The sequence below is a fragment of the Prochlorococcus marinus str. MIT 9302 genome (assembly GCF_000759975.1).
Lineage (GTDB): Bacteria > Cyanobacteriota > Cyanobacteriia > PCC-6307 > Cyanobiaceae > Prochlorococcus_A > Prochlorococcus_A marinus_M.
Genome location: NZ_JNAM01000011.1, coordinates 330,891 through 349,749, shown reverse-complemented (window position 1 = coordinate 349,749; position 18,859 = coordinate 330,891). Strand labels below are relative to the sequence as shown.

Annotated in this window: 23 protein-coding genes; 14 read left to right on the top strand and 9 right to left on the bottom strand. The window is 31.8% G+C overall.

Annotated features, from left to right (window positions below; genetic code table 11):
* Positions 1-26: 26 nt before the first annotated feature.
* Complete coding sequence (locus EU96_RS00990; RefSeq protein ID WP_032527388.1) at positions 27-839, top strand: TlyA family RNA methyltransferase; 813 nt, start codon at positions 27-29, stop codon at positions 837-839.
* A gap of 1 nt (position 840) precedes the next feature.
* Here EU96_RS00990 and EU96_RS00995 read toward each other — a convergent pair whose 3' ends face one another.
* Complete coding sequence (locus EU96_RS00995) at positions 841-1,179, bottom strand: P-II family nitrogen regulator (RefSeq protein ID WP_011377098.1); 339 nt, start codon at positions 1,177-1,179, stop codon at positions 841-843.
* Between the two features lie 24 nt (positions 1,180-1,203).
* Positions 1,204-1,449, bottom strand: a complete 246-nt coding sequence (locus EU96_RS01000) for a hypothetical protein (RefSeq protein ID WP_032527387.1) — start codon at positions 1,447-1,449, stop codon at positions 1,204-1,206.
* Positions 1,450-1,628: 179 nt separating this feature from the next.
* On the opposite strand from EU96_RS01000, the gene queF reads away from it, so the two are divergent.
* The gene (gene queF, locus EU96_RS01005) at positions 1,629-2,039 is read left to right on the top strand and encodes a preQ(1) synthase (RefSeq protein WP_032527386.1); all 411 of its coding nucleotides are present in this window, start codon (positions 1,629-1,631) and stop codon (positions 2,037-2,039) included.
* Here queF and EU96_RS01010 read toward each other — a convergent pair.
* The 3 genes from EU96_RS01010 to EU96_RS01020 form a co-directional block, all read right to left on the bottom strand.
* On the bottom strand, positions 2,036-3,322 hold the full coding sequence (locus EU96_RS01010) for a cytochrome c biogenesis protein ResB (RefSeq protein ID WP_032527385.1): 1,287 nt from the start codon (positions 3,320-3,322) through the stop codon (positions 2,036-2,038). The two genes, queF and EU96_RS01010, sit on opposite strands and share 4 nt — an antisense overlap.
* Positions 3,323-3,979: a cytochrome c biogenesis CcdA family protein gene (locus EU96_RS01015; RefSeq protein ID WP_032527384.1), complete on the bottom strand. Its 657-nt coding sequence runs from the start codon at positions 3,977-3,979 to the stop codon at positions 3,323-3,325.
* Positions 3,980-4,061: 82 nt separating this feature from the next.
* Positions 4,062-5,297 carry an FtsW/RodA/SpoVE family cell cycle protein gene (locus EU96_RS01020; protein ID WP_032527382.1) on the bottom strand — a complete coding sequence of 412 codons (1,236 nt, stop codon included), beginning with the start codon at positions 5,295-5,297 and terminating at the stop codon, positions 4,062-4,064.
* Positions 5,298-5,563: 266 nt separating this feature from the next.
* On the opposite strand from EU96_RS01020, the gene EU96_RS01025 reads away from it, so the two are divergent.
* From EU96_RS01025 to EU96_RS01075, 11 genes are all read left to right on the top strand, one after another.
* On the top strand, positions 5,564-6,040 hold the full coding sequence (locus tag EU96_RS01025) for an ATP synthase (protein WP_032527381.1): 477 nt from the start codon (positions 5,564-5,566) through the stop codon (positions 6,038-6,040).
* 47 nt (positions 6,041-6,087) lie between these two features.
* A complete protein-coding gene (gene atpB, locus EU96_RS01030) occupies positions 6,088-6,813 on the top strand; it encodes a F0F1 ATP synthase subunit A (RefSeq protein WP_011863567.1) in 726 nt (241 codons plus the stop codon).
* 165 nt (positions 6,814-6,978) lie between these two features.
* Complete coding sequence (gene atpE / locus EU96_RS01035; protein ID WP_002805169.1) at positions 6,979-7,224, top strand: ATP synthase F0 subunit C; 246 nt, start codon at positions 6,979-6,981, stop codon at positions 7,222-7,224.
* A gap of 69 nt (positions 7,225-7,293) precedes the next feature.
* Positions 7,294-7,755: a F0F1 ATP synthase subunit B' gene (locus EU96_RS01040; RefSeq protein WP_032527380.1), complete on the top strand. Its 462-nt coding sequence runs from the start codon at positions 7,294-7,296 to the stop codon at positions 7,753-7,755.
* Positions 7,752-8,264, top strand: coding sequence for a F0F1 ATP synthase subunit B (locus tag EU96_RS01045; RefSeq protein ID WP_032527379.1), 513 nt, complete (start codon positions 7,752-7,754; stop codon positions 8,262-8,264). The genes EU96_RS01040 and EU96_RS01045 overlap by 4 nt, the downstream gene beginning before the upstream one ends.
* Complete coding sequence (gene atpH / locus EU96_RS01050; protein WP_032527378.1) at positions 8,264-8,806, top strand: ATP synthase F1 subunit delta; 543 nt, start codon at positions 8,264-8,266, stop codon at positions 8,804-8,806. The genes EU96_RS01045 and atpH overlap by 1 nt, the downstream gene beginning before the upstream one ends.
* A gap of 30 nt (positions 8,807-8,836) precedes the next feature.
* A complete protein-coding gene (atpA, locus tag EU96_RS01055) occupies positions 8,837-10,354 on the top strand; it encodes a F0F1 ATP synthase subunit alpha (protein ID WP_032527376.1) in 1,518 nt (505 codons plus the stop codon).
* Between the two features lie 19 nt (positions 10,355-10,373).
* On the top strand, positions 10,374-11,324 hold the full coding sequence (locus EU96_RS01060) for a F0F1 ATP synthase subunit gamma (protein WP_032527375.1): 951 nt from the start codon (positions 10,374-10,376) through the stop codon (positions 11,322-11,324).
* Between the two features lie 16 nt (positions 11,325-11,340).
* On the top strand, positions 11,341-11,667 hold the full coding sequence (locus EU96_RS01065; protein WP_032527374.1) for a 2Fe-2S iron-sulfur cluster-binding protein: 327 nt from the start codon (positions 11,341-11,343) through the stop codon (positions 11,665-11,667).
* A complete protein-coding gene (locus tag EU96_RS01070; protein ID WP_032527373.1) occupies positions 11,664-11,855 on the top strand; it encodes a hypothetical protein in 192 nt (63 codons plus the stop codon). The genes EU96_RS01065 and EU96_RS01070 overlap by 4 nt, the downstream gene beginning before the upstream one ends.
* Before the next feature lie 30 nt (positions 11,856-11,885).
* On the top strand, positions 11,886-12,935 hold the full coding sequence (locus tag EU96_RS01075) for a DUF3326 domain-containing protein (protein ID WP_032527371.1): 1,050 nt from the start codon (positions 11,886-11,888) through the stop codon (positions 12,933-12,935).
* Between the two features lie 5 nt (positions 12,936-12,940).
* Here EU96_RS01075 and EU96_RS01080 read toward each other — a convergent pair whose 3' ends face one another.
* Genes EU96_RS01080 through EU96_RS01095 form a run of 4 tightly spaced genes read right to left on the bottom strand, consistent with a single transcriptional unit; the run spans position 12,941 to position 17,443 of the window.
* On the bottom strand, positions 12,941-14,638 hold the full coding sequence (locus tag EU96_RS01080) for an NAD+ synthase (RefSeq protein WP_032527370.1): 1,698 nt from the start codon (positions 14,636-14,638) through the stop codon (positions 12,941-12,943).
* Positions 14,635-15,213 (bottom strand): nicotinate-nucleotide adenylyltransferase, encoded by a 579-nt coding sequence (locus EU96_RS01085; RefSeq protein ID WP_032527369.1) that lies wholly within the window; start codon positions 15,211-15,213, stop codon positions 14,635-14,637. Before EU96_RS01085 ends, EU96_RS01080 begins: the two co-directional genes overlap by 4 nt.
* A gap of 8 nt (positions 15,214-15,221) precedes the next feature.
* Complete coding sequence (locus EU96_RS01090) at positions 15,222-16,463, bottom strand: GTP-binding protein (protein WP_032527368.1); 1,242 nt, start codon at positions 16,461-16,463, stop codon at positions 15,222-15,224.
* Positions 16,460-17,443, bottom strand: coding sequence for a CNNM domain-containing protein (locus EU96_RS01095; RefSeq protein ID WP_032527367.1), 984 nt, complete (start codon positions 17,441-17,443; stop codon positions 16,460-16,462). Before EU96_RS01095 ends, EU96_RS01090 begins: the two co-directional genes overlap by 4 nt.
* A 74-nt stretch (positions 17,444-17,517) precedes the next feature.
* Between EU96_RS01095 and EU96_RS01100 the strand changes: the two genes are divergently transcribed.
* Complete coding sequence (locus tag EU96_RS01100; RefSeq protein ID WP_032527366.1) at positions 17,518-18,843, top strand: aminopeptidase P N-terminal domain-containing protein; 1,326 nt, start codon at positions 17,518-17,520, stop codon at positions 18,841-18,843.
* Positions 18,844-18,859 lie beyond the last annotated feature (16 nt).

Genomic DNA, 18,859 nt, shown 5'->3' with positions numbered 1-18,859 from the left:
TTTATTCTTTTTTTACTGATTAATAGATGATTAAAAAAAGTAGATTAGACCTTTATCTTCTAAATAAAGGTTTATGTGAAACTCGGCAAAAAGCTCAAGGTTTAATTCTTGCGGGCAAAGTTAGAGATATTAATGGAAAAGTTTTGGATAAACCTGGACAACAAGTATTCATCGGATCTGAATTTTTTATTGATTCCGAACCTATGTTTGTATCAAGGGGTGGCGAAAAATTATTGGAGGCATTTAAAAAACTTGAAATTAAAGTAAAAGATAAAATATGTATTGACGCAGGAATCTCTACTGGGGGATTTACTGATTGCTTATTGCAACAAGGAGCAAAGTTAGTTTTTGGGATAGATGTTGGTTATGGACAGACTGCATGGAAGATTAGAAATAACCCAAAAGTCATACTTTTTGAGCGAACTAATATTCGAAATTTAAAACCTAATGATCTTTTATCTAGAAGTAATGAATTACCAAATTTTGTGGTTGCTGATTTGTCTTTTATTTCATTAAAGTTAGTTTTTAAATCTATTGGTAATTTATTAGAAGGTGATGGTATTGAGGGAATATTTTTAATTAAACCCCAATTTGAGGTGGGTAAAGATAAAGTCAGTAAAGGTGGTGTTGTTCGCAATCCTAAATTCCATACTGAGGCTATTGAGTCTGTTATTTATGCGGCTAATAATTTCCAATGGCATATAAAGAACTTGATAGCTTCTCCGCTAGTAGGTCCTGCTGGAAATCATGAATATCTAGCTTGGATGTGTTTAAGAGATGAATCAAATCCAAAGATTAATAGTGAATATATACAAAATTTAGTAAAAGAAACTCTTTGAATTAGAGAGCTTCTTCATCTTTGTCGCCAGTTCTAATTCTCACAACAGAATCAATTGATGTGATGAATATTTTTCCGTCACCGATCTCTCCAGTTTTTGCTGCTTCAGCAATCGCATCTATTACTGAATTAACCTTTTCATCTTCTACGACAACTTCTACTTTGAGTTTTTGAAGGAATTCAACAGTAAATTCGGAACCTCTATATCTTTCAACTTGTCCTTTTTGCCTTCCAAAACCTCTGACTTCACTAACTGTCATTCCAACAATTCCAGAGTTTACTAATGCAATTTTTACATCCTCTAACTTAAATGGACGTATGATTGCTTCAATTTTCTTCATGATTAAAGATTGAATATTTCTATTTTAATTGTTTTTTGGGAAAACATCCAACATTGAAATATCAGAAAAACATTTAATATTAAGGCCTGCATTCGTGGCGTCTTCAATTAATAATTGGGAATTTTCTTCAGAAATTATTACTGTACTATTTGACAACGCTTCCCACTGATCATTCTCAAAGTGTGTTTGAAGCCATAACATTCCAATTGCACTTTTTGGTTGAAGGGATTTATTTAAGTTTTTATCGATAGTTATCAAACAAATGTCCATGTAATTTTTCATTGAACTAAACACATATAACCCTTTTAACCGACATTATGAATGTTACAGTCGATACAAAAATAAGATTTAACAGCTTTTGGCTTATTTAATTGTAATACTTAAACTTGTTGAGATTTTTGCGGATTTTGATCTTTTTATATAGGTTGAGTAAATAAGTTCTACTAAAAATGAGTACAGCTAAATTAGATGATTCAACTCAAAGACCTTTATATGGTGAAAGAATTATTGAAGAATCAAAAATAATTTGTTTCGAGAATCCAAACAAAAAAAGAATTTATGAAGTTTCTATCCAGTTACCCGAATTTACATGTAAGTGTCCATTTTCTGGATATCCAGATTTTGCAAAGCTAAATATTATTTATCAACCCAATTTGAGAGTCTATGAGTTGAAGTCTTTAAAGCTATATATTAACAACTATAGAGATATAAAAATATCGCATGAGGAAGTTATTAATCGAATTATGGATGATTTAGTGAATGAAGGCTCACCTCACTGGATACATTTAAATGCTGCATTTAACCCCAGAGGGAATGTATCTATGCAGTTAGATATTTTTAGTGGAAAGAAAAAAAATTAATAATTTTTTATTTCTTCTGATAACTTAAGAAATTCTTTTTTAAAACCAACTAGATTTTTATTGCTAAGACCTCCAATAGATAACTTTTGTGATTCTTTATTTACAAGAATCCATAATTGGTTAGTTGGTATAAGACTTATTATTGTTCCAAAAATTATTAAAATAAAAGAAAAGTAGATAAATGGTATAGATGGATCATTTTTAATTATTAATCCACTGCTGGGGATTATTTTTTTCAGAGATACTTTTGAAGAGTTAACTTCTAAGGGATCGTCATTGATATAGAGATTGTTCCCGGAAAAATTTTCTATATTCGAAATTTTTAGTGGACCATTTTCGTTATCTATTGTTAAGAGGTAATTTTTTTTAATTTCTGATCCTAATTCAACTAAAACTCCCCAAACTTGATTGCCGATTTCGGGAATCTCCTTTAATTGTAATTGATAAAGGATATTATCTATTTCTAGAACAACGTTTGATATTGCCCAATCAGCTTGATAAATAGTCAATCCTTTAAACCGGATTGGGTGATTAACTTTGGTGGTTTTTACTTCATTTAAATTTGGATCTTCAGAAGAAAAATTTAAATTGGAAATAAACTGTTTTGGGATACCATCACTTTCTCGTTCTATAGAAAAATCGACTAATTTTACATTGGCTTTTGAGTTTGTACTCTCATTGACAAGATCCAAACTTTCTCCAGGCAGTAAATATTGTTCTTTTGATTGACTTGTAAAACTTCCATATGCTGAACCTATAAGTAAAACTATTAATCCGATATGTACAACTAAAGGACCGATTTTTCCAATTAAACCCCTTCTCGCAGAAATATGACTTTCAAATTTGTATGTTTTCCATCCTCTTTTTTTCAGTAGTAAATCAACTATTGATATAAGGTCTCTATCCTGATTGATTGGGTGACTTGAAGTTAATTGAAGTTTGCTAAATTTTTTTTCGCTCTTGTATTCAACCCATTTTAATGAAGCTTTTAATGAAGGTATTTGCCTCCTGAAACTACAAGCTGCTAAGGAAATGCAAAGAAGAATTAATGTAAATAAAAACCAAAAGCTTGTATATATATGATCCAATTGAAGTTTTAAGACTTTTTCTCCATCTAAAAATCCAAAAATGGGAGCACTATCGAAATTATCAATATAGAATTTATTATTACTACCCTGAGGTATAAAAGTACCTATGCCACTGGCAATAGCTATGAATATTATCAGTGATATGGCGAATCTTAAACTTGATATTTTTAAAATTAGATTCTTAAAAATAATCATTTAAATCCAATGTGAAAATAAATTTAATAATCCTAGTGCCACTAAAAATATCCCACTTAAGGTGGGAATTATTTGACTAAATTTTCTAAGCTCTAAAAACTTTTTTAGGTTTTCTGCCGTAGCTCCCGCAATAATTAATGGAGTGACTTGGCCTATTCCAAAGAAAAACAAAAGAATAATTGAGATTATAGGGTTTTTAGCTTGCGATACCCAAGCTAGAAGAGTTGCTAAAACTGGAGTGATGCAAGGTGAAGAGGCTAGTCCAAAAGTAGTTCCTATTGTAAAAGGTGCTATGAGGGATGGTATCTTATCCTCTATTATTTTTAGATCAGGTCCATTCGGAAACTGAAACTTTAGAATTCCTAATAAATTTAAACCCATTATTATTGCTATTAGGGCAACAAATGAAGTGTAATAAGATGGAATTTGCCCATATATTTTACCTAAGAATCCACTCGCAGCCCCCAGTGCAACAAGCGAAAAAACTACTCCTCCTGAAAAACTAATAAGTTTAAATTTATTTTTCTCTGTTCCTCCTATATAAGCAATTGTTACTGGAAGTAATGATAATGAGCATGGCCCAAGACTTGTTAAAAGTCCTGCGCTGAAAACCAAAAATATAGTAAATGGACCAGGACTATTTAGACCATTCTGCATAAGCAGATTACCCTTTTGAGATAATTCTGAAATAACTAAATTAAATGATTCGATAACTTGACTTAAATCCTTTAAATTCTAACTAATTAAGAGACTTTCGTGTACTAATCATACCAATGAATCCTGTTGATTCTAATGAACATCTCACTAACATCCCTGCGATAAAAAAAGAAGCTATTAATGAATTCCCACCATAACTAATGAAAGGTAGTGGTAAGCCTGTAGTGGGCATTGAACCTGTTGCTACAGCAATATGCATTATTGATTGACCTGTCAACAATACACCACATCCGATAGCAACTAATTTTGTATAGTTGTTCCTGCACTTAAGACTAATTCTTAGGCTTATGTAAGAAAATACTGCTAAAAATCCTAAGAATAAAGTACACCCCAACAAACCAAATTCTTCTGCAAAAATGGCAAAAATAAAATCTGTGTACATAAATGGTAGGTACTGTAATTTTTGTATAGACAGCCCAAAACCTTGGCCAAATAGACCACCTGAACCTATAGCTAATAAACTCTGAACCAATTGAAATCCACTTTCCTGTTGATCCTTCCAAGGATTAATAAATGAAGTAACTCTAAGTTTTTGATATTCATTACTAAGAATACTAATACATCCAGTAATGAGACCTAATGAGGCAAATGAGCAAAGAGAGCTAAGTTTTACGCCTCCACATAAGCCCATTACCCAGAGAAGAATTCCAGTTAATGATGCAGTACTTAAATTTGGCTGCTTAAGTATTAATAAAATTAATAAACCAAACGAGAATATTGAAATTAATTTTTTATCATTCTTTATCAGATTCCAATGAGCAAAAAGGTTAGAAGCTTCAAGAATTAGAAAAGGTTTTATTAATTCAGATGGTTGCAGACGTAAATTACCTACCATTAGCCATCTTGAAGAGCCATTCACTGTAATTCCAGCAATATTGGTTAGAAAAATCAAAAAAAATAAAATATAAAAAATAATTCTTGAAAACCTTAAAAGATTTCTAATGTTCGTATTAAGAACGAAATAAAACAGACCAATGCCTGGAATTGTCCAAATAATTTGTTTTTTTAAGAAATAAGCCCAATTACCCATTTCTCTACTAGCCACCCACCAACTTGACGATCCTAGAATACATATTCCTAGTATTGACCAAATTCCAATAAGGATTATGAGGATTTTCGCCTCATAAGGCCATATTGTCCAGGGCAAAGGAAAAATAGATTCTTTTAAATTGTTTGGATTTTTTTTGTAATTAGAACTAATGTTTTTGTTCCTTTTATTAATTCTTTTGTATTTAATTTTTTCTTGACTTATCTCCAATTGTTTAGCTGTATATTTACTATTGAGACGTTAAATTGAGATTTTGCCAAGTCTATTATCAACTTTTTAAAGCGTAAATTAATTTTAAAGATCAACCTATATATTTTTAATTCACAAAATTAAAACAAAAATATGGTTAATAGATTCATCACAAATCTTAAGAATTAATTTTTTATAAAAAAAAACTAGCTAAAAGGCACCTCTCCATGATAGATTCCGTGAGTTTATATACTTACTTTAAACCATTTAAACGGGGTTTCTGAAATATGTTCACATCAGTGGACTCAAATAGAAAAAAAGTTGAACATCCTTCTAGTGAGAATGTTCAAATTTCACAATCCCTCGAAAATCCCATCATCAATGAGAGTAAATCAGGCATTGCCAGTCAATTACACAATTTGCTTTCTAAAAATGATGAATATACAAAATTACAATTAACAATTTTTGGAATTACTTTTATTGTTTCTATTTTAGTTGCATCAATAACTGGAATTTTTCTCGGATTTACTTTTGGTTTTAGTATTTTTATAGGTTCAATTGCTGGTATTTTTTACTTACGTTTGCTTGCTAAAAGTGTAGGAAAACTGGGTAATGAATCATCAGGTGTATCAAAATTGCAACTATTAGTTCCAGTTTGCCTCTTTATTTTTGCGAGCAAGCTAGGATCACTGGATATTTTTCCTGCAATGATAGGGTTTTTCATTTATAAACCCTCACTCATTTTTTATTTTTCACGTTCCTAAGTAAATTTTGTTTTCTCAAAAATTTACCAATCTTTTATTCAAATCAAATGTTCTTTAATTCCTTGCTAACAAATTTTGCAGCACTAGAAGTTGGTCAACATCTTTATTGGCAAATTGGAAATATCAGACTTCATGGGCAGGTATTTTTGACATCTTGGATTTTATTAGGAGCGTTATTAGTTTTTATTTCTTTAGGAACTAAAAAAATGGAAAATGATCCTAAAGGACTTCAAAACTTGCTTGAGTTTCTTTGGGATTATATAAGAGATCTTGCTAGGACTCAAATAGGTGAAAAAGTTTATAGAGATTGGATGCCATTTATAGGTACTTTATTTTTATTTGTATTTGTAAGCAACTGGGGAGGTGCTTTAATTCCTTGGAGATTGATTAAGTTACCAAGTGGAGAGTTGGGAGCACCTACTGCAGATATTAATACAACAATAGCCTTGGCACTATTGGTTTCACTATCTTATTTCTATGCTGGTTTAAGTAATAAGGGTTGGAGATACTTTGAATACTATGTTCATCCAACTCCGATAATGCTACCTTTTAAAATTCTAGAGGACTTTACTAAACCTTTATCACTATCTTTCAGGCTATTTGGAAATATTTTGGCTGATGAACTTGTTGTTGGTGTTTTAGTCTTTTTGGTACCTCTAATTCTACCAATACCAGTTATGTTTCTAGGATTGTTTACTAGTGCAATTCAGGCATTAATTTTTGCAACTCTAGCCGCCTACTACATTGGAGAAGCTGTTGAAGAACATCATTAGCTTTCTTCTAATATATTCAGATACTTTTACAAAGGGTCTGTAATCTGGCAAAATATCTAATCGCGTAGGTCTGAAAATATCAGACCCATTCTTAAATCAAAGGATGTCCAAGCGTGTATGACAAAAAAGATTTATCACAAGTATTAAGCTCTTTATTTCAAAATTATGGATTCGATTACTTCCGCTGCATCAGTTGTAGCTGCTGGTTTAGCAGTTGGCCTAGGCGCTATTGGCCCTGGTCTTGGACAAGGTAACGCAGCTCAAGGCGCTGTTGAGGGTATAGCCCGTCAACCAGAAGCTGAAGGTAAAATCAGAGGAACTCTTCTTTTATCATTCGCTTTCATGGAGTCATTAACAATCTATGGATTAGTTGTGGCTTTAGTACTACTTTTTGCGAATCCTTTTTCCTAAAAGTTAATATTGCTTCTATTCCTTAAATAGCAATATTTAAATTTAATTTTTTAACTTCAACTGAATCATATGTTGGCCTTTAATTTTTTTGGTACTACAGAAGGTGGATTATTTGATATAAATGCCACTTTGCCTCTAATGGCGATCCAAGTAGTTGCTCTTACTTACATATTAAATTCTCTTTTTTTTAAGCCAGTTGGCAATGTTGTTGAAAAAAGAGAAAAGTTTGTAAGTAACAATATTATTGAGGCCAAAAATAAACTTTCAGAGGTTAAAAAATTAGAAGCTGATTTATTAAATCAGCTTCAAAGTGCTCGTTCTGAAGCCCAAAGAATTGTGAGCGAAGCCGAGAATGAGTCTGACAAGCTTTATAAAGAAGCACTAGAACTTGCTAACAATGAAGCAAATGCTTCAAAAGAAAAAGTAAGGCTAGAAATTGAAAGTCAGACATCTGCTGCTCGTGATCAACTTTCTAAACAAGCTGATGATTTAAGCGAACTTATTGTTAATAGATTGATTCTAAAAAAATGAATTTAACTCTTTTAGCCACAGAAGGTTTTGGATTGAATTTGAATTTATTCGAAACTAATATCCTTAATTGGGCTGTAGTGGTCTTTGGACTGTATAAATTTTTGCCTAGTTTTTTAGGGAAAATGCTTCAAAAAAGAAGAGAAGGAATTCTTCTTGAATTGAAAGATGCCGAAGATCGACTGGTGAATGCGACTAATGCTTTAGAGAAGGCAAAAAAAGACTTATCTTCAGCAGAAGAGAAAGCTAGTCAAATTAAAGCAGATTCACTCAAAAGATCCGAATCAATCAGAATGGAAAGTGAGAAAAAAGCAATTGAAGAGATGGCACGAATTAAACAAAGCGCAATCTCTGATGAAAGTTCTGAAGCATCTAGAGCAATTTCTCAACTTCGAAAAGAGGCTGTTGAACTAGCAATTAAGAAAGCTTTAGATTCTCTCCCAAATCGACTTGATTCAACAACACAAGAAAATTTGGTAACTCAATCAATTAACAATATTGAGGTGAACTAATGCCACTTTTAAATTCAGTTACTACACCATATGCCGAGGCATTACTTCAAGTTGTAAATGAAAATTTGCAAACTGAAGAGATGGTTTCAGAGGTTAAACAACTTCTCGAATTGTTAAATGATTCCCCTGAATTGGAGAAGGCACTATCCTCGCCAATTTTAGAAACAGAAGCTAAGAAGAAAATCATTATTGAAATCTTTTCAAATAAGGTTAACTCTTCATTGCTAAATTTCTTAAAAATATTGGTTGATAGGCAAAGAATTGGAATTCTTACATCTATTCTTAATAGATTTTTAGAGATTTACCGAGAAAATAGTAATATTGCTTTAGCAACTGTTACTTCTGCAGTCGAGCTTACTGATGAACAGAAAGGTTTAATTACCCAAAAGATCGTCAATATCGCTGGAACTGAAAAATTAGAACTTGTAACTAAAATCGACCCATCGCTTATTGGTGGTTTCGTCGCAAGTGTAGGATCTAAAGTAATTGATGCTTCTCTTGCTTCACAAATTAGAAAACTTGGTTTGTCACTATCCAAGTAACTTTTAAATTAACCTTAAATTCTTAAATCCATGGTATCTATACGCCCTGACGAAATCAGTTCAATCTTAAAACAACAAATAACTGATTATGACCAATCTGTAAGTGTTAGCAATGTAGGAACTGTTCTGCAAATAGGTGATGGCATTGCAAGAATATATGGCTTAGATCAGGTCATGGCTGGTGAATTATTGGAATTTGAGGATGGTACCGAAGGTATAGCTTTAAACCTTGAAGATGATAATGTTGGAGCCGTTTTAATGGGCGAAGCACTGGGAGTTCAAGAAGGGAGTAATGTAAAATCTACAGGTAAAATAGCATCTGTTCCTGTTGGCGAGGCAATGCAGGGAAGAGTAGTTAATCCTCTAGGTCAGCCAATAGATGGTAAGGGAGAAATTCCAACAAGTGATACAAGATTGATCGAGGAAATGGCTCCAGGAATTATTAAGAGAAGATCAGTCCATGAACCAATGCAAACCGGTATAACTTCTATTGATGCAATGATTCCTGTGGGAAGAGGTCAAAGGGAACTTATAATTGGTGATAGACAAACTGGAAAATCTGCAATTGCGATTGATACAATAATCAACCAAAAAGGTCAAGATGTAGTATGCGTTTATGTTGCTATTGGTCAGAAATCAGCATCTGTAGCAAATGTGGTTGAGGTTTTAAGAGAAAAAGGAGCCCTTGATTATACCATTGTTGTTAGTGCAGGAGCATCTGAAGCCGCAGCTTTGCAATACTTGGCTCCATATACTGGTGCTGCAATAGCTGAGCACTTTATGTACCAAGGCAAAGCAACACTAGTTATTTATGATGATTTAACTAAGCAAGCTCAAGCTTATAGACAAATGTCTCTCCTTTTAAGAAGACCACCAGGAAGAGAAGCTTATCCTGGAGATGTTTTTTATTGTCATAGCAGATTACTTGAAAGGGCAGCAAAATTATCCGATGATATGGGCGGTGGTTCAATGACAGCATTACCAATTATTGAAACTCAAGCTGGTGATGTTTCTGCTTATATTCCAACAAATGTTATTTCAATTACTGATGGACAAATATTCTTGAGTGCAGATTTATTCAACTCAGGATTAAGACCAGCTATTAATGTAGGTATTTCAGTTAGTAGAGTTGGAGGAGCTGCTCAAACAAAGGCAATTAAGAAAATTGCTGGAACACTTAAATTAGAATTAGCTCAATTTGATGAATTAGCTGCATTTTCTCAATTCGCTTCCGATCTTGATGAGGCTACTCAACAACAACTAGAAAGAGGGAAAAGATTAAGAGAGTTACTAAAACAAGCACAATTCTCACCATTAAATCTTGCTGAACAAGTTGCAGTTGTGTATGCAGGTGTTAAGGGTCTTATTGACGAAGTTCCAGTGGAAGATGTAACTAAATTTGCTGCTGAACTTAGAGAGTACCTTAAGTTGAATAAAGCAGATTTTATTGAGGAAATTCTTAAAGAGAAGAAATTAAATGATGGCTTAGAAGCAACACTCAAAGAGGTAATAAAAGAAGTTAAATCTTCAATGCTTGCCACAGTTTAAATTTATTTAAGTAATTATCATGGCAAATCTTAAAGAAATTAGAGATCGCATTGTTTCTGTTAAAAACACACGAAAAATAACAGAAGCAATGAGGTTAGTTGCAGCTGCAAAAGTTAGGAGGGCACAAGATCAAGTTCTTAAGAGTAGACCTTTCGCAGATAAACTTGCTCGAGTTCTAGAAAATATTCAATCTAGAGTTCAGTTTGAGGCTGTAGATTCTCCTCTTTTATCAAAAAGAGATGTTAAAACAATTTCTTTGGTATGCATAACTGCTGATAGAGGATTATGTGGAGGATATAATACCAACATAATCAAGAAGGTAGAAATTAGGTATGCAGAGTTGATTAAACAAGGTTATGAACCAAATTTGATCTTAGTTGGTAAAAAGGCAATAGGTTACTTCCAAAACAGGAAAGATAGATACAAAATTAAAACCACATTTAAAGAGCTAGAACAGGTGCCAACTGCCAAAGACTCTGAAGGGATAACTAGTGAAGTCTTAGCTGAATTTTTATCTGAAAATGCTGATAGGGTAGAGATTATTTATACTAAATTCATTACTCTTGTAAGCTGTGCACCAGTAGTTCAAACATTGTTGCCACTAGACCCTCAAGGTATTGCGGATGAAAATGATGAAATTTTTAGGTTAACAACTAAAGATAGTAAGTTATTCGTTGAAAAATCAAATATTGAAAAAAGTGATTCAGAGAAGTTACCTTCAGATATTGTCTTTGAACAAAGTCCTGATCAATTATTAGATTCGCTATTACCACTATATTTACAGAATCAGGTACTCAGAGCTCTTCAAGAGTCAGCAGCCTCAGAACTTGCATGCAGGATGACTGCTATGAATAATGCGAGTGATAATGCTAAAGAATTAGCAAGTACGTTGAATCTTACTTATAACAAAGCCAGACAAGCAGCTATTACGCAAGAAATATTAGAAGTTGTAGGAGGTTCAGCAGTTTAGCCAGAAGATTAAGAATATGCCTGAACATAATATCAAAGTTAGATTTGAGCAAAAGACTTTTAGTTTTTTATGTTCTGAAGATCAAGATGTTATTTCAGCGGCAAAAATAAATGGAATAGATTTACCAAGCAGTTGTTGTTCAGGTGTTTGTACGAGTTGCGCATCAAGGATATTGGAGGGATCTGTTGAACAAGAAGATGCTATGGGATTAAATGATGATTTAAGAGAAAAGGGCTTTGCTCTTTTGTGTGTGGCATATCCAAAGTCAGATTTGCATGTTGTTATTGGTGAACAAGTTGAAGATGATTTATATAATGATCAATTTGGTAAGTATCAAAAATGAAATTAAGTTCAGTTGATTTTTATTTGGATTGGCCAGTTGCAATAAAATTAAAAAATTTGAGGAAATTTATTATTACTAATTTAGAAAAAAAAGGTGATGTAATTAGATGGTCAATTGTTGAAATTCAAAATTCTATTGACTCTTATGGCACGAAAAAACTTAAAATTAAAGCTGTCCTTGTTAATTAAAGAAGAATATAAATTGAAATATTTTTAATAATGGAAATTTCACCAACAGTATTCATTGTTCCAACTGGTATAGGTTGCGAGATAGGAGGTTTTGCTGGTGATGCACTTCCTACCGCTAAATTATTAGCATCGGCAAGTGGATGTTTAATTACTCATCCAAATGTTATGAATGGTGGGACTCTTTCTGAAAAAGATCAAAATATTTTTTATGTTGAGGGTTATAGTTTAGATCGACTTGTTAAAGGAGAAATTGCTCTAAAAAGGGTAAAGGAACAGAAAATTGGGATAATTTTTGATTCAGGCATTGAAAGTGAAATATTAGTAAGACATTTACAAGTTGCTGATGCGTGTGTTTCTACTTTAGGAATTAACGTTCATTCGTATGTGGCTACAAAAAAACCATTAAATATAGTTATTGATTCTGATTCGTCAAAAATGAGTGGTGGCATAATTGAAAATCCTGATACTTTAATTGATGCTGGTAAATGTTTAATAGAACAAGGAGTAACGGCAATAGCAATTGTGGCAAAATTTCCAGACGATTCAGATTCTCCAGAAACAAATATTTATCGAGAGGGAAAAGGGGTTGACCCTATTTCTGGAGTCGAAGCGGTTTTAAGTCATCTGATCAGCAAGTTCTTAAAAGTCCCCTGTGCTCATGCACCAGCGTTAAATCCAATTGAGTTGAATGAAAAATTAGATCCTCGCGCTGCTGCAGAAGAAATTGGATATACCTTTTTACCATCGGTATTGATTGGTTTAAGCAATGCTCCTGACATTGTTGAATTGCCTAATCAAAATGAACTTATCTCATTATATCCTAATCAAATTGAATCTATTGTCGTTCCTAATGGGGCGCTAGGTGGAGAAGCAGTACTCGCAGGTATTGAAAAAGGTTTATGTATTATCTCTGTAAAAAATCAAAATACATTAAAAGTTACTAATGAGTTTTATGATTATCCTAATCTTTTTGAAGTGAATAATTATTTAGAAGCTGCAGGCATAATTCTTTCTATAAAAAAAGGTATCAATCTTAATGCAATTAAACGGCCTTTAAAAAAAATCCAAAAATGTACTTAAAGCGATTAGTAAGATATTGCTATTGGAACTCTCCAGTCACTTCCTAATGATTGACTACTTAGTTTTAGGATTGGAGGAGCTTGCTTTCTTTTGAATTCAGCTTTTTTTATTAATAAGATTATTTTTAAAATTAATTCTTTTTTATAACCATCTTCTTCAAGTTGTTTTAAATCTTTTTTCTCTTCAATAATTCCTTTAAGAATACTATCTAAAATGGAATAAGGTGGGAGAGAATCAGTATCTAATTGATCAGGACCCAATTCGGCGCTTGGAGCTTTCGTACGTATATTTTCACCAATTATATTTACATTACTATCTAACATATAAGATTTTCTATGATTAATTGAATCTTTACTATCAAGCCAATTGCATAATTTAAAAACATTACTTTTATATAAATCCCCAATTACAGATAATCCTCCATTCATATCACCATAAAGTGTGCAATATCCTACAGCTAGTTCCGATTTATTACCTGTTGAAAGTAATAAATGCTTTTCTTGATTTGCTAAAGCCATCAGAAGCGTTCCTCTGATCCTTGATTGAATATTTTGATTTGTTATTTCAGCCATCTCGAAATCTATGGTTTCTATAAAAGATTCTTCAAAAGAGGTCATCAAGTTTTCAATTGGTATGCTGTTGAAATTTATCTTTAATCGTCTCGCTAACTCTTTCGCATCACTCTTTGAATGAGATGAGCTCCATTTAGAGGGCATTGAAACGCAATAAATATTATCACTTCCAAGAGCAGCTGTCGCAATTGCTGAAACTAGTGCTGAATCAATGCCACCACTCAATCCAATTAAAGCTGTCTTAAATCCGCATTTTTTTGCATAATCCTTAACTCCAAGCACTAATGCATCAAAAATTGATGACATTGCAGAGTTTTCAATTTTATTTTTTTCAGGTTCTGTCTGCTCAATTTCCCAACTGGAGAGGTCTTCTGAAAAAGGTTTTAATTGCTTAATTTTAGATCCATTCTTGTCAAGAATAAAACTATTTCCATCAAAAATTAAATTATCATTTGCTCCAATTTGGTTTACATAAATTAGGGGGACTTGAAGATATTGAGCAGCAAAACTGGAAACTTTGGATCTTAGCTCTAATTTTTTGAAGGTATATGGTGATGCCGATAAATTTACTAAAATATCAACTTTTTTTTTCTTTAAATCAAAAATAGGATTCTTTTTATGAATTCCTCTACCTTCTATATCTTTATTGACCCACAAATCTTCGCATATAGTAAAGCCAAGTCTCCAAGTTTTATCTTTAATTTTTTTTATCAATATAGAAACTGTTTCCTCTGATCTAAAGTATCTTTTTTCATCAAATACCTCATAAGTTGGAAGAATCATTTTACGTGCAATTATTTTCCATTTACCGCCCTCAAGCAATGCAATAGCATTATAAAGATTTGGGAAAAAAGAATCATTTATTATCTCAGCTATCCCAACGGTGATACTTAAGTTTCCATATTTTTTATATATATTTAAGGCTAATTGGTCAAGTATTTGATATTGATTTTTGATTAAATTTTTTTTTAGAAGTAAGTCATTTGCTGGATATCCCCATAAGGATAATTCTGGCGTAAGAACAAAATCAGCAGAAATTGAGCTAGCTTTCGAAGCAATAAAAAGTATTTTTTTTGCATTGCCCTCTAAATCTCCAACTACTGGATTAATTTGAGCGAGTAAAAACTTCATTCAACTAATTTAGTGGATTCATATAAATTATTCTTCTTAACAATATCTATTAATGACTTTGGTAAAGTAGAGTAATTAAAATTTAATCTGAACTTAGAACTTGAAATGTCTGGAATTTGTATGGTTGAAATCTTAAATTTCACTTTATAAGTTTCTAACATTTTAAGAGTATTAGATTCAACAGGATATCCTTCTCTTAAAATTATCAAAAAACTAACCTCCTTAATAATTTTATCAAAATTTTTCCAGTATAAAATATCTTTAATTAAATCACTACCAATAACAAAATCTAAATTATTAAAGTCATAAATTTCTTTACATTTTTTGATTGACTCCACCGCCCATTGGCTACTAACTCTTTGATTAAATAAAATTTTAGGATTGTCTAAATCTTCAATAAGAGTTTTTAATAAATGGCTACGAATGGTGATATCTTCTTTGTGCTTTTTGTTGGGGTTGTTGCTTACATAACTAATGGTAAAAGTATAAATTCTAGATAATTCTTCAAGTATTTTTTTATGACCAATGGTCGGTGGATCTGCACTAGTACCAAATAATGCAATGCTTTTACCCATTTCAAGTTTTAAGGCAGAAAACTAACAAAATTATTATTTGAATTTCTATTTGATAAATAAATATTTATGTGGTTAAAAATCTCTGGTTCATTAAAAGTAATATTTTGAATCATTATAAAAGGTTCTTTAAACGAAACTTTGCTTCTTATAAATAGCTCTTTAGCTGCTAATTTCCCGAGAATTTTTGTAGAATGCACTGCGATTGCTGCTTGAATAACTGCTATAGGTCCATAAGGTAGTAATGATAGTCCGTTAGTGAAAGGTGCAGTTAATAAAATTACTTTCTTAATAAGATTGAAAGATGTATTAATACCAACTTGAGTAACTCCCAAAAATAAATTATTAATAGATATATTTTTGAATATTTTCCTTGTTGATTCACCCTTTAAATTTAAGTCGTAAATCTTACTTAATTCGCTAATTAATGCAGTATCTAATGCAAAACTACCAGCAACATCAAACAAAATAAAAGGATTAAGAGCTACTGTTGATGCTTTTATGGTAGAAAATTTACCTATAGTTGACTGGGCTAATTTCTGCCTTCTTTTTAATCTTTGCTCTTTTATCTGAAGAAACAATTTGTCAGCTAATTGAAGAGAATTTAATATTAATAATATGTCTCCATGTTGATTTATTATTTTTGAGATGTAATTTTTAAGATTTTTTTCATGATTAATAATAATTGGAATACTTAAATCTTTTGGAAGCTTAGATTTTATATTTTCTATTACTTCTTTTAGTTCATTTTTTTTAAAAAGATCGATTTTATTTAAAATTACAATAATTTTTTTCCCATCTTTAATCAAGGAGCTGATTTCGCTTAATTCATTTCTATTAATATCTCCCGAAACTATAAATAAAATAAGATCTGAATGATTTATACAAGAGTAAATCTTATCTGGGAATTTAATATTACAGAAATCAAATCCTGGCGAATCTATCAACTCTATACTATTGATAGTTTGATCTTCAAGGGTCCACTCTTCCGAGTGTATTTCTCTTGTAGCCCCATTGATAATATTTGTTTTGAATATTTCTTTTTTTAATAAAGAATTTAACACAGAGGATTTACCTACGCCTGATTTACCATATGCGCTAATTCTTATTTTTTTTTCTTTGAGCCTAAAAAGTTGTTGATTAAAAGAAATTATTTCTCTATTAAAAAAACTTTTTTCATAGTTGGTAAGATCAATATTCTCCCACCAATTTTTTAAAAGAAAATAATTTTTATTAATTTTCAATTGTTTCATAATTTATTTTTCCACCAACCAGCTAATACAGATAAAACAGCTTCCGCTCCGATAATTCCCACGAATCCTCCAAATTCATCTACTACTACTTTCACTCCTTTATGGTTCTTGTCAAATCTTGTTAATAATTGATCTGCCTTAATCATTTCGGGAATGTAGTCCACAGGTTCGCAAATTTCTGATAATGATTTTTTATTTCCCCCATTAATTAATTCTTCTAACATGATCTCACGCTTAACTACTCCTTGTATTTTGTCAACTTTATCTCCCAAAATAACCCACCAAGGGGAGTTATCTGACATTATTAGTTTTGAAATTTGATCAAGATTTGAAGACCCATCAAGACAGGGTGCTGATACCCTGGGGATCATTAAATCTTTAGCTTTTAAATCATTTAATTGAAAAACCTTAAATATCATTGCTGCCTCATCAGCTTCTATTAAACCTTTTTGACTCCCGATTTTCGCCATTTGTCTAATTTCTGCTTCATCAGTTGAAATTTCATTTTCTGCCGTAATAACTGGAAATATTTGCTCTATTAATATTAAGAATGGCTTCATTAAAGTATTTAATATTCTCAGAATTGGAACGGATAATAATGCTATTTGGACTGAAAATCTTGTACCAAGAGCTTTTGGTAGTACTTCTCCAACTAAGACGACTAACATATAAAAAACAATTGAAAACAGTGTTAAGCCATAACTGCTATTAATTACCAATGCTCCGTATACACCCAAAATTAGACTTCCTATTATATTAAATCCATTATTAGTAATAGTAATTACAGTTAATGTTCTTCCAAGATGTTTCCTAAGTTTAAGGAGTTGATTCGCGGAACTTTTTGGCTTTTGTCTTGAGGCTATTTCTAGAATTCTAATTGAATTTACAGCTAAAAAAGCCGCTTCTACTCCCGAACAACATGCTGACCCAATTAAGATGATAATAATAAGTAGAATTAAACCGTAAACACTTGGTTCCATTAAAATAGATTAGGTACTAAATCTGTTTTAATTCATTCTTCCATTTTTTTTTAAAACACGCCAATACACAATTTATGTTTAAACCTGATAATAAAGTTTTTGAAGAAAGAAGAAAAATTTTCTTAAATAAATTAGATGGTAAAGCAGCTATCATCCCTGGAGCTCATCTTGTAAAGCATCATGCTGATTGTGAATATCCTTTTAGACAAGATAGTGATTTTTGGTATTTAACTGGTTTTGATGAGCCGGATGCGATTGCTCTTTTCTTATCGCATAAACCAGAAGGAGAGAGATTTATTTTGTTTGTAGCTCCTAAAGATGTTATTAGCGAGGTTTGGCATGGCTTTAGGTGGGGTTTAGAAGGAGCTGAAAAAGAATTTAATGCTGATAAGGCTCACTCAATAAATGAACTTAGAGATTTACTTCCAAGTTATATAAATGGTTCTGATGAACTTGTTTTTTCAATTGGTAAGCATCCATTAATTGAGAAAATAGTACTAGAGATATTTTCACAACAACTTGAAAATCGATCAAGATTGGGGATTGGTGCAAATTCTATAAAATCCCCAGAAATTTATTTAAATGAGATGAGATTAATTAAAAGTGATTTTGAAATTAAGAGAATGAAAGAGGCTGTACAAATTTCAGCAGAAGCTCATGAACTAGTTAGAGAATCTATCTCATTTAAGAAAAATGAAAGACAAATTCAGGGGCTTTTAGAGGGATTCTTTTTGGAAAAAGGGGCGAGAGGCCCTGCTTATAATTCTATTGTTGCTTCAGGAGATAATGCATGTATTTTGCATTACACATCAAATAACGCACCTTTGAATAAGGGGGATTTATTGTTGGTGGATGCTGGATGTTCATTAGTTGATTATTACAATGGAGACATAACAAGGACTATTCCCATAAGCGGAAAATTTTCTAAAGAACAAAAAGTTATTTACGAAATTGTATTGAGTGCCCAGAAAACTGCAATTAAAAGTGCTGTAAGTGGATCAAATTCGAGTACTGTGCATAATGTAGCTTTAAGAATTTTAATAGAAGGATTAAAAGAAATCGGATTATTGTCGGGCAGTACTGAGGAAATAATTGAGAATCAATCATATAAACATCTTTACATGCATAGAACTGGTCATTGGCTCGGTTTAGATGTTCATGATGTTGGAGCATACAGAATGGGAGACTATGAAGTTCCATTACAGAATGGAATGATTCTTACAGTAGAACCTGGAATTTATATAAGTGACAGGATCCCAGTCCCTGAAGGACAACCCATCATTGATGAGATATGGAAAGGTATTGGGATAAGAATTGAAGATGATATCCTTGTCAAAGATACAAATCCTGAAGTTTTAAGTATTGCTGCACTTAAAGAAATTTCTGATTTAGAATTTTAAAATTTGACTTATCTAG

Excerpts from the sequence above, each read along its gene's own strand:
- EU96_RS00990 (WP_032527388.1), top strand. The coding sequence starts at position 27 with ATGATTAAAAAAAGTAGATTAGACCTTTATCTTCTAAATAAAGGTTTA.
- EU96_RS00995 (WP_011377098.1), bottom strand. The coding sequence starts at position 1,179 with ATGAAGAAAATTGAAGCAATCATACGTCCATTTAAGTTAGAGGATGTA.
- EU96_RS01000 (WP_032527387.1), bottom strand. The coding sequence starts at position 1,449 with ATGGACATTTGTTTGATAACTATCGATAAAAACTTAAATAAATCCCTT.
- queF (WP_032527386.1), top strand. The coding sequence starts at position 1,629 with ATGAGTACAGCTAAATTAGATGATTCAACTCAAAGACCTTTATATGGT.
- EU96_RS01010 (WP_032527385.1), bottom strand. The coding sequence starts at position 3,322 with ATGATTATTTTTAAGAATCTAATTTTAAAAATATCAAGTTTAAGATTC.
- EU96_RS01015 (WP_032527384.1), bottom strand. The coding sequence starts at position 3,979 with ATGCAGAATGGTCTAAATAGTCCTGGTCCATTTACTATATTTTTGGTT.
- EU96_RS01025 (WP_032527381.1), top strand. The coding sequence starts at position 5,564 with ATGTTCACATCAGTGGACTCAAATAGAAAAAAAGTTGAACATCCTTCT.
- atpB (WP_011863567.1), top strand. The coding sequence starts at position 6,088 with ATGTTCTTTAATTCCTTGCTAACAAATTTTGCAGCACTAGAAGTTGGT.
- atpE (WP_002805169.1), top strand. The coding sequence starts at position 6,979 with ATGGATTCGATTACTTCCGCTGCATCAGTTGTAGCTGCTGGTTTAGCA.
- EU96_RS01040 (WP_032527380.1), top strand. The coding sequence starts at position 7,294 with ATGTTGGCCTTTAATTTTTTTGGTACTACAGAAGGTGGATTATTTGAT.
- EU96_RS01045 (WP_032527379.1), top strand. The coding sequence starts at position 7,752 with ATGAATTTAACTCTTTTAGCCACAGAAGGTTTTGGATTGAATTTGAAT.
- atpH (WP_032527378.1), top strand. The coding sequence starts at position 8,264 with ATGCCACTTTTAAATTCAGTTACTACACCATATGCCGAGGCATTACTT.
- atpA (WP_032527376.1), top strand. The coding sequence starts at position 8,837 with ATGGTATCTATACGCCCTGACGAAATCAGTTCAATCTTAAAACAACAA.
- EU96_RS01060 (WP_032527375.1), top strand. The coding sequence starts at position 10,374 with ATGGCAAATCTTAAAGAAATTAGAGATCGCATTGTTTCTGTTAAAAAC.
- EU96_RS01065 (WP_032527374.1), top strand. The coding sequence starts at position 11,341 with ATGCCTGAACATAATATCAAAGTTAGATTTGAGCAAAAGACTTTTAGT.
- EU96_RS01070 (WP_032527373.1), top strand. The coding sequence starts at position 11,664 with ATGAAATTAAGTTCAGTTGATTTTTATTTGGATTGGCCAGTTGCAATA.
- EU96_RS01075 (WP_032527371.1), top strand. The coding sequence starts at position 11,886 with ATGGAAATTTCACCAACAGTATTCATTGTTCCAACTGGTATAGGTTGC.
- EU96_RS01080 (WP_032527370.1), bottom strand. The coding sequence starts at position 14,638 with ATGAAGTTTTTACTCGCTCAAATTAATCCAGTAGTTGGAGATTTAGAG.
- EU96_RS01085 (WP_032527369.1), bottom strand. The coding sequence starts at position 15,213 with ATGGGTAAAAGCATTGCATTATTTGGTACTAGTGCAGATCCACCGACC.
- EU96_RS01090 (WP_032527368.1), bottom strand. The coding sequence starts at position 16,463 with ATGAAACAATTGAAAATTAATAAAAATTATTTTCTTTTAAAAAATTGG.
- EU96_RS01095 (WP_032527367.1), bottom strand. The coding sequence starts at position 17,443 with ATGGAACCAAGTGTTTACGGTTTAATTCTACTTATTATTATCATCTTA.
- EU96_RS01100 (WP_032527366.1), top strand. The coding sequence starts at position 17,518 with ATGTTTAAACCTGATAATAAAGTTTTTGAAGAAAGAAGAAAAATTTTC.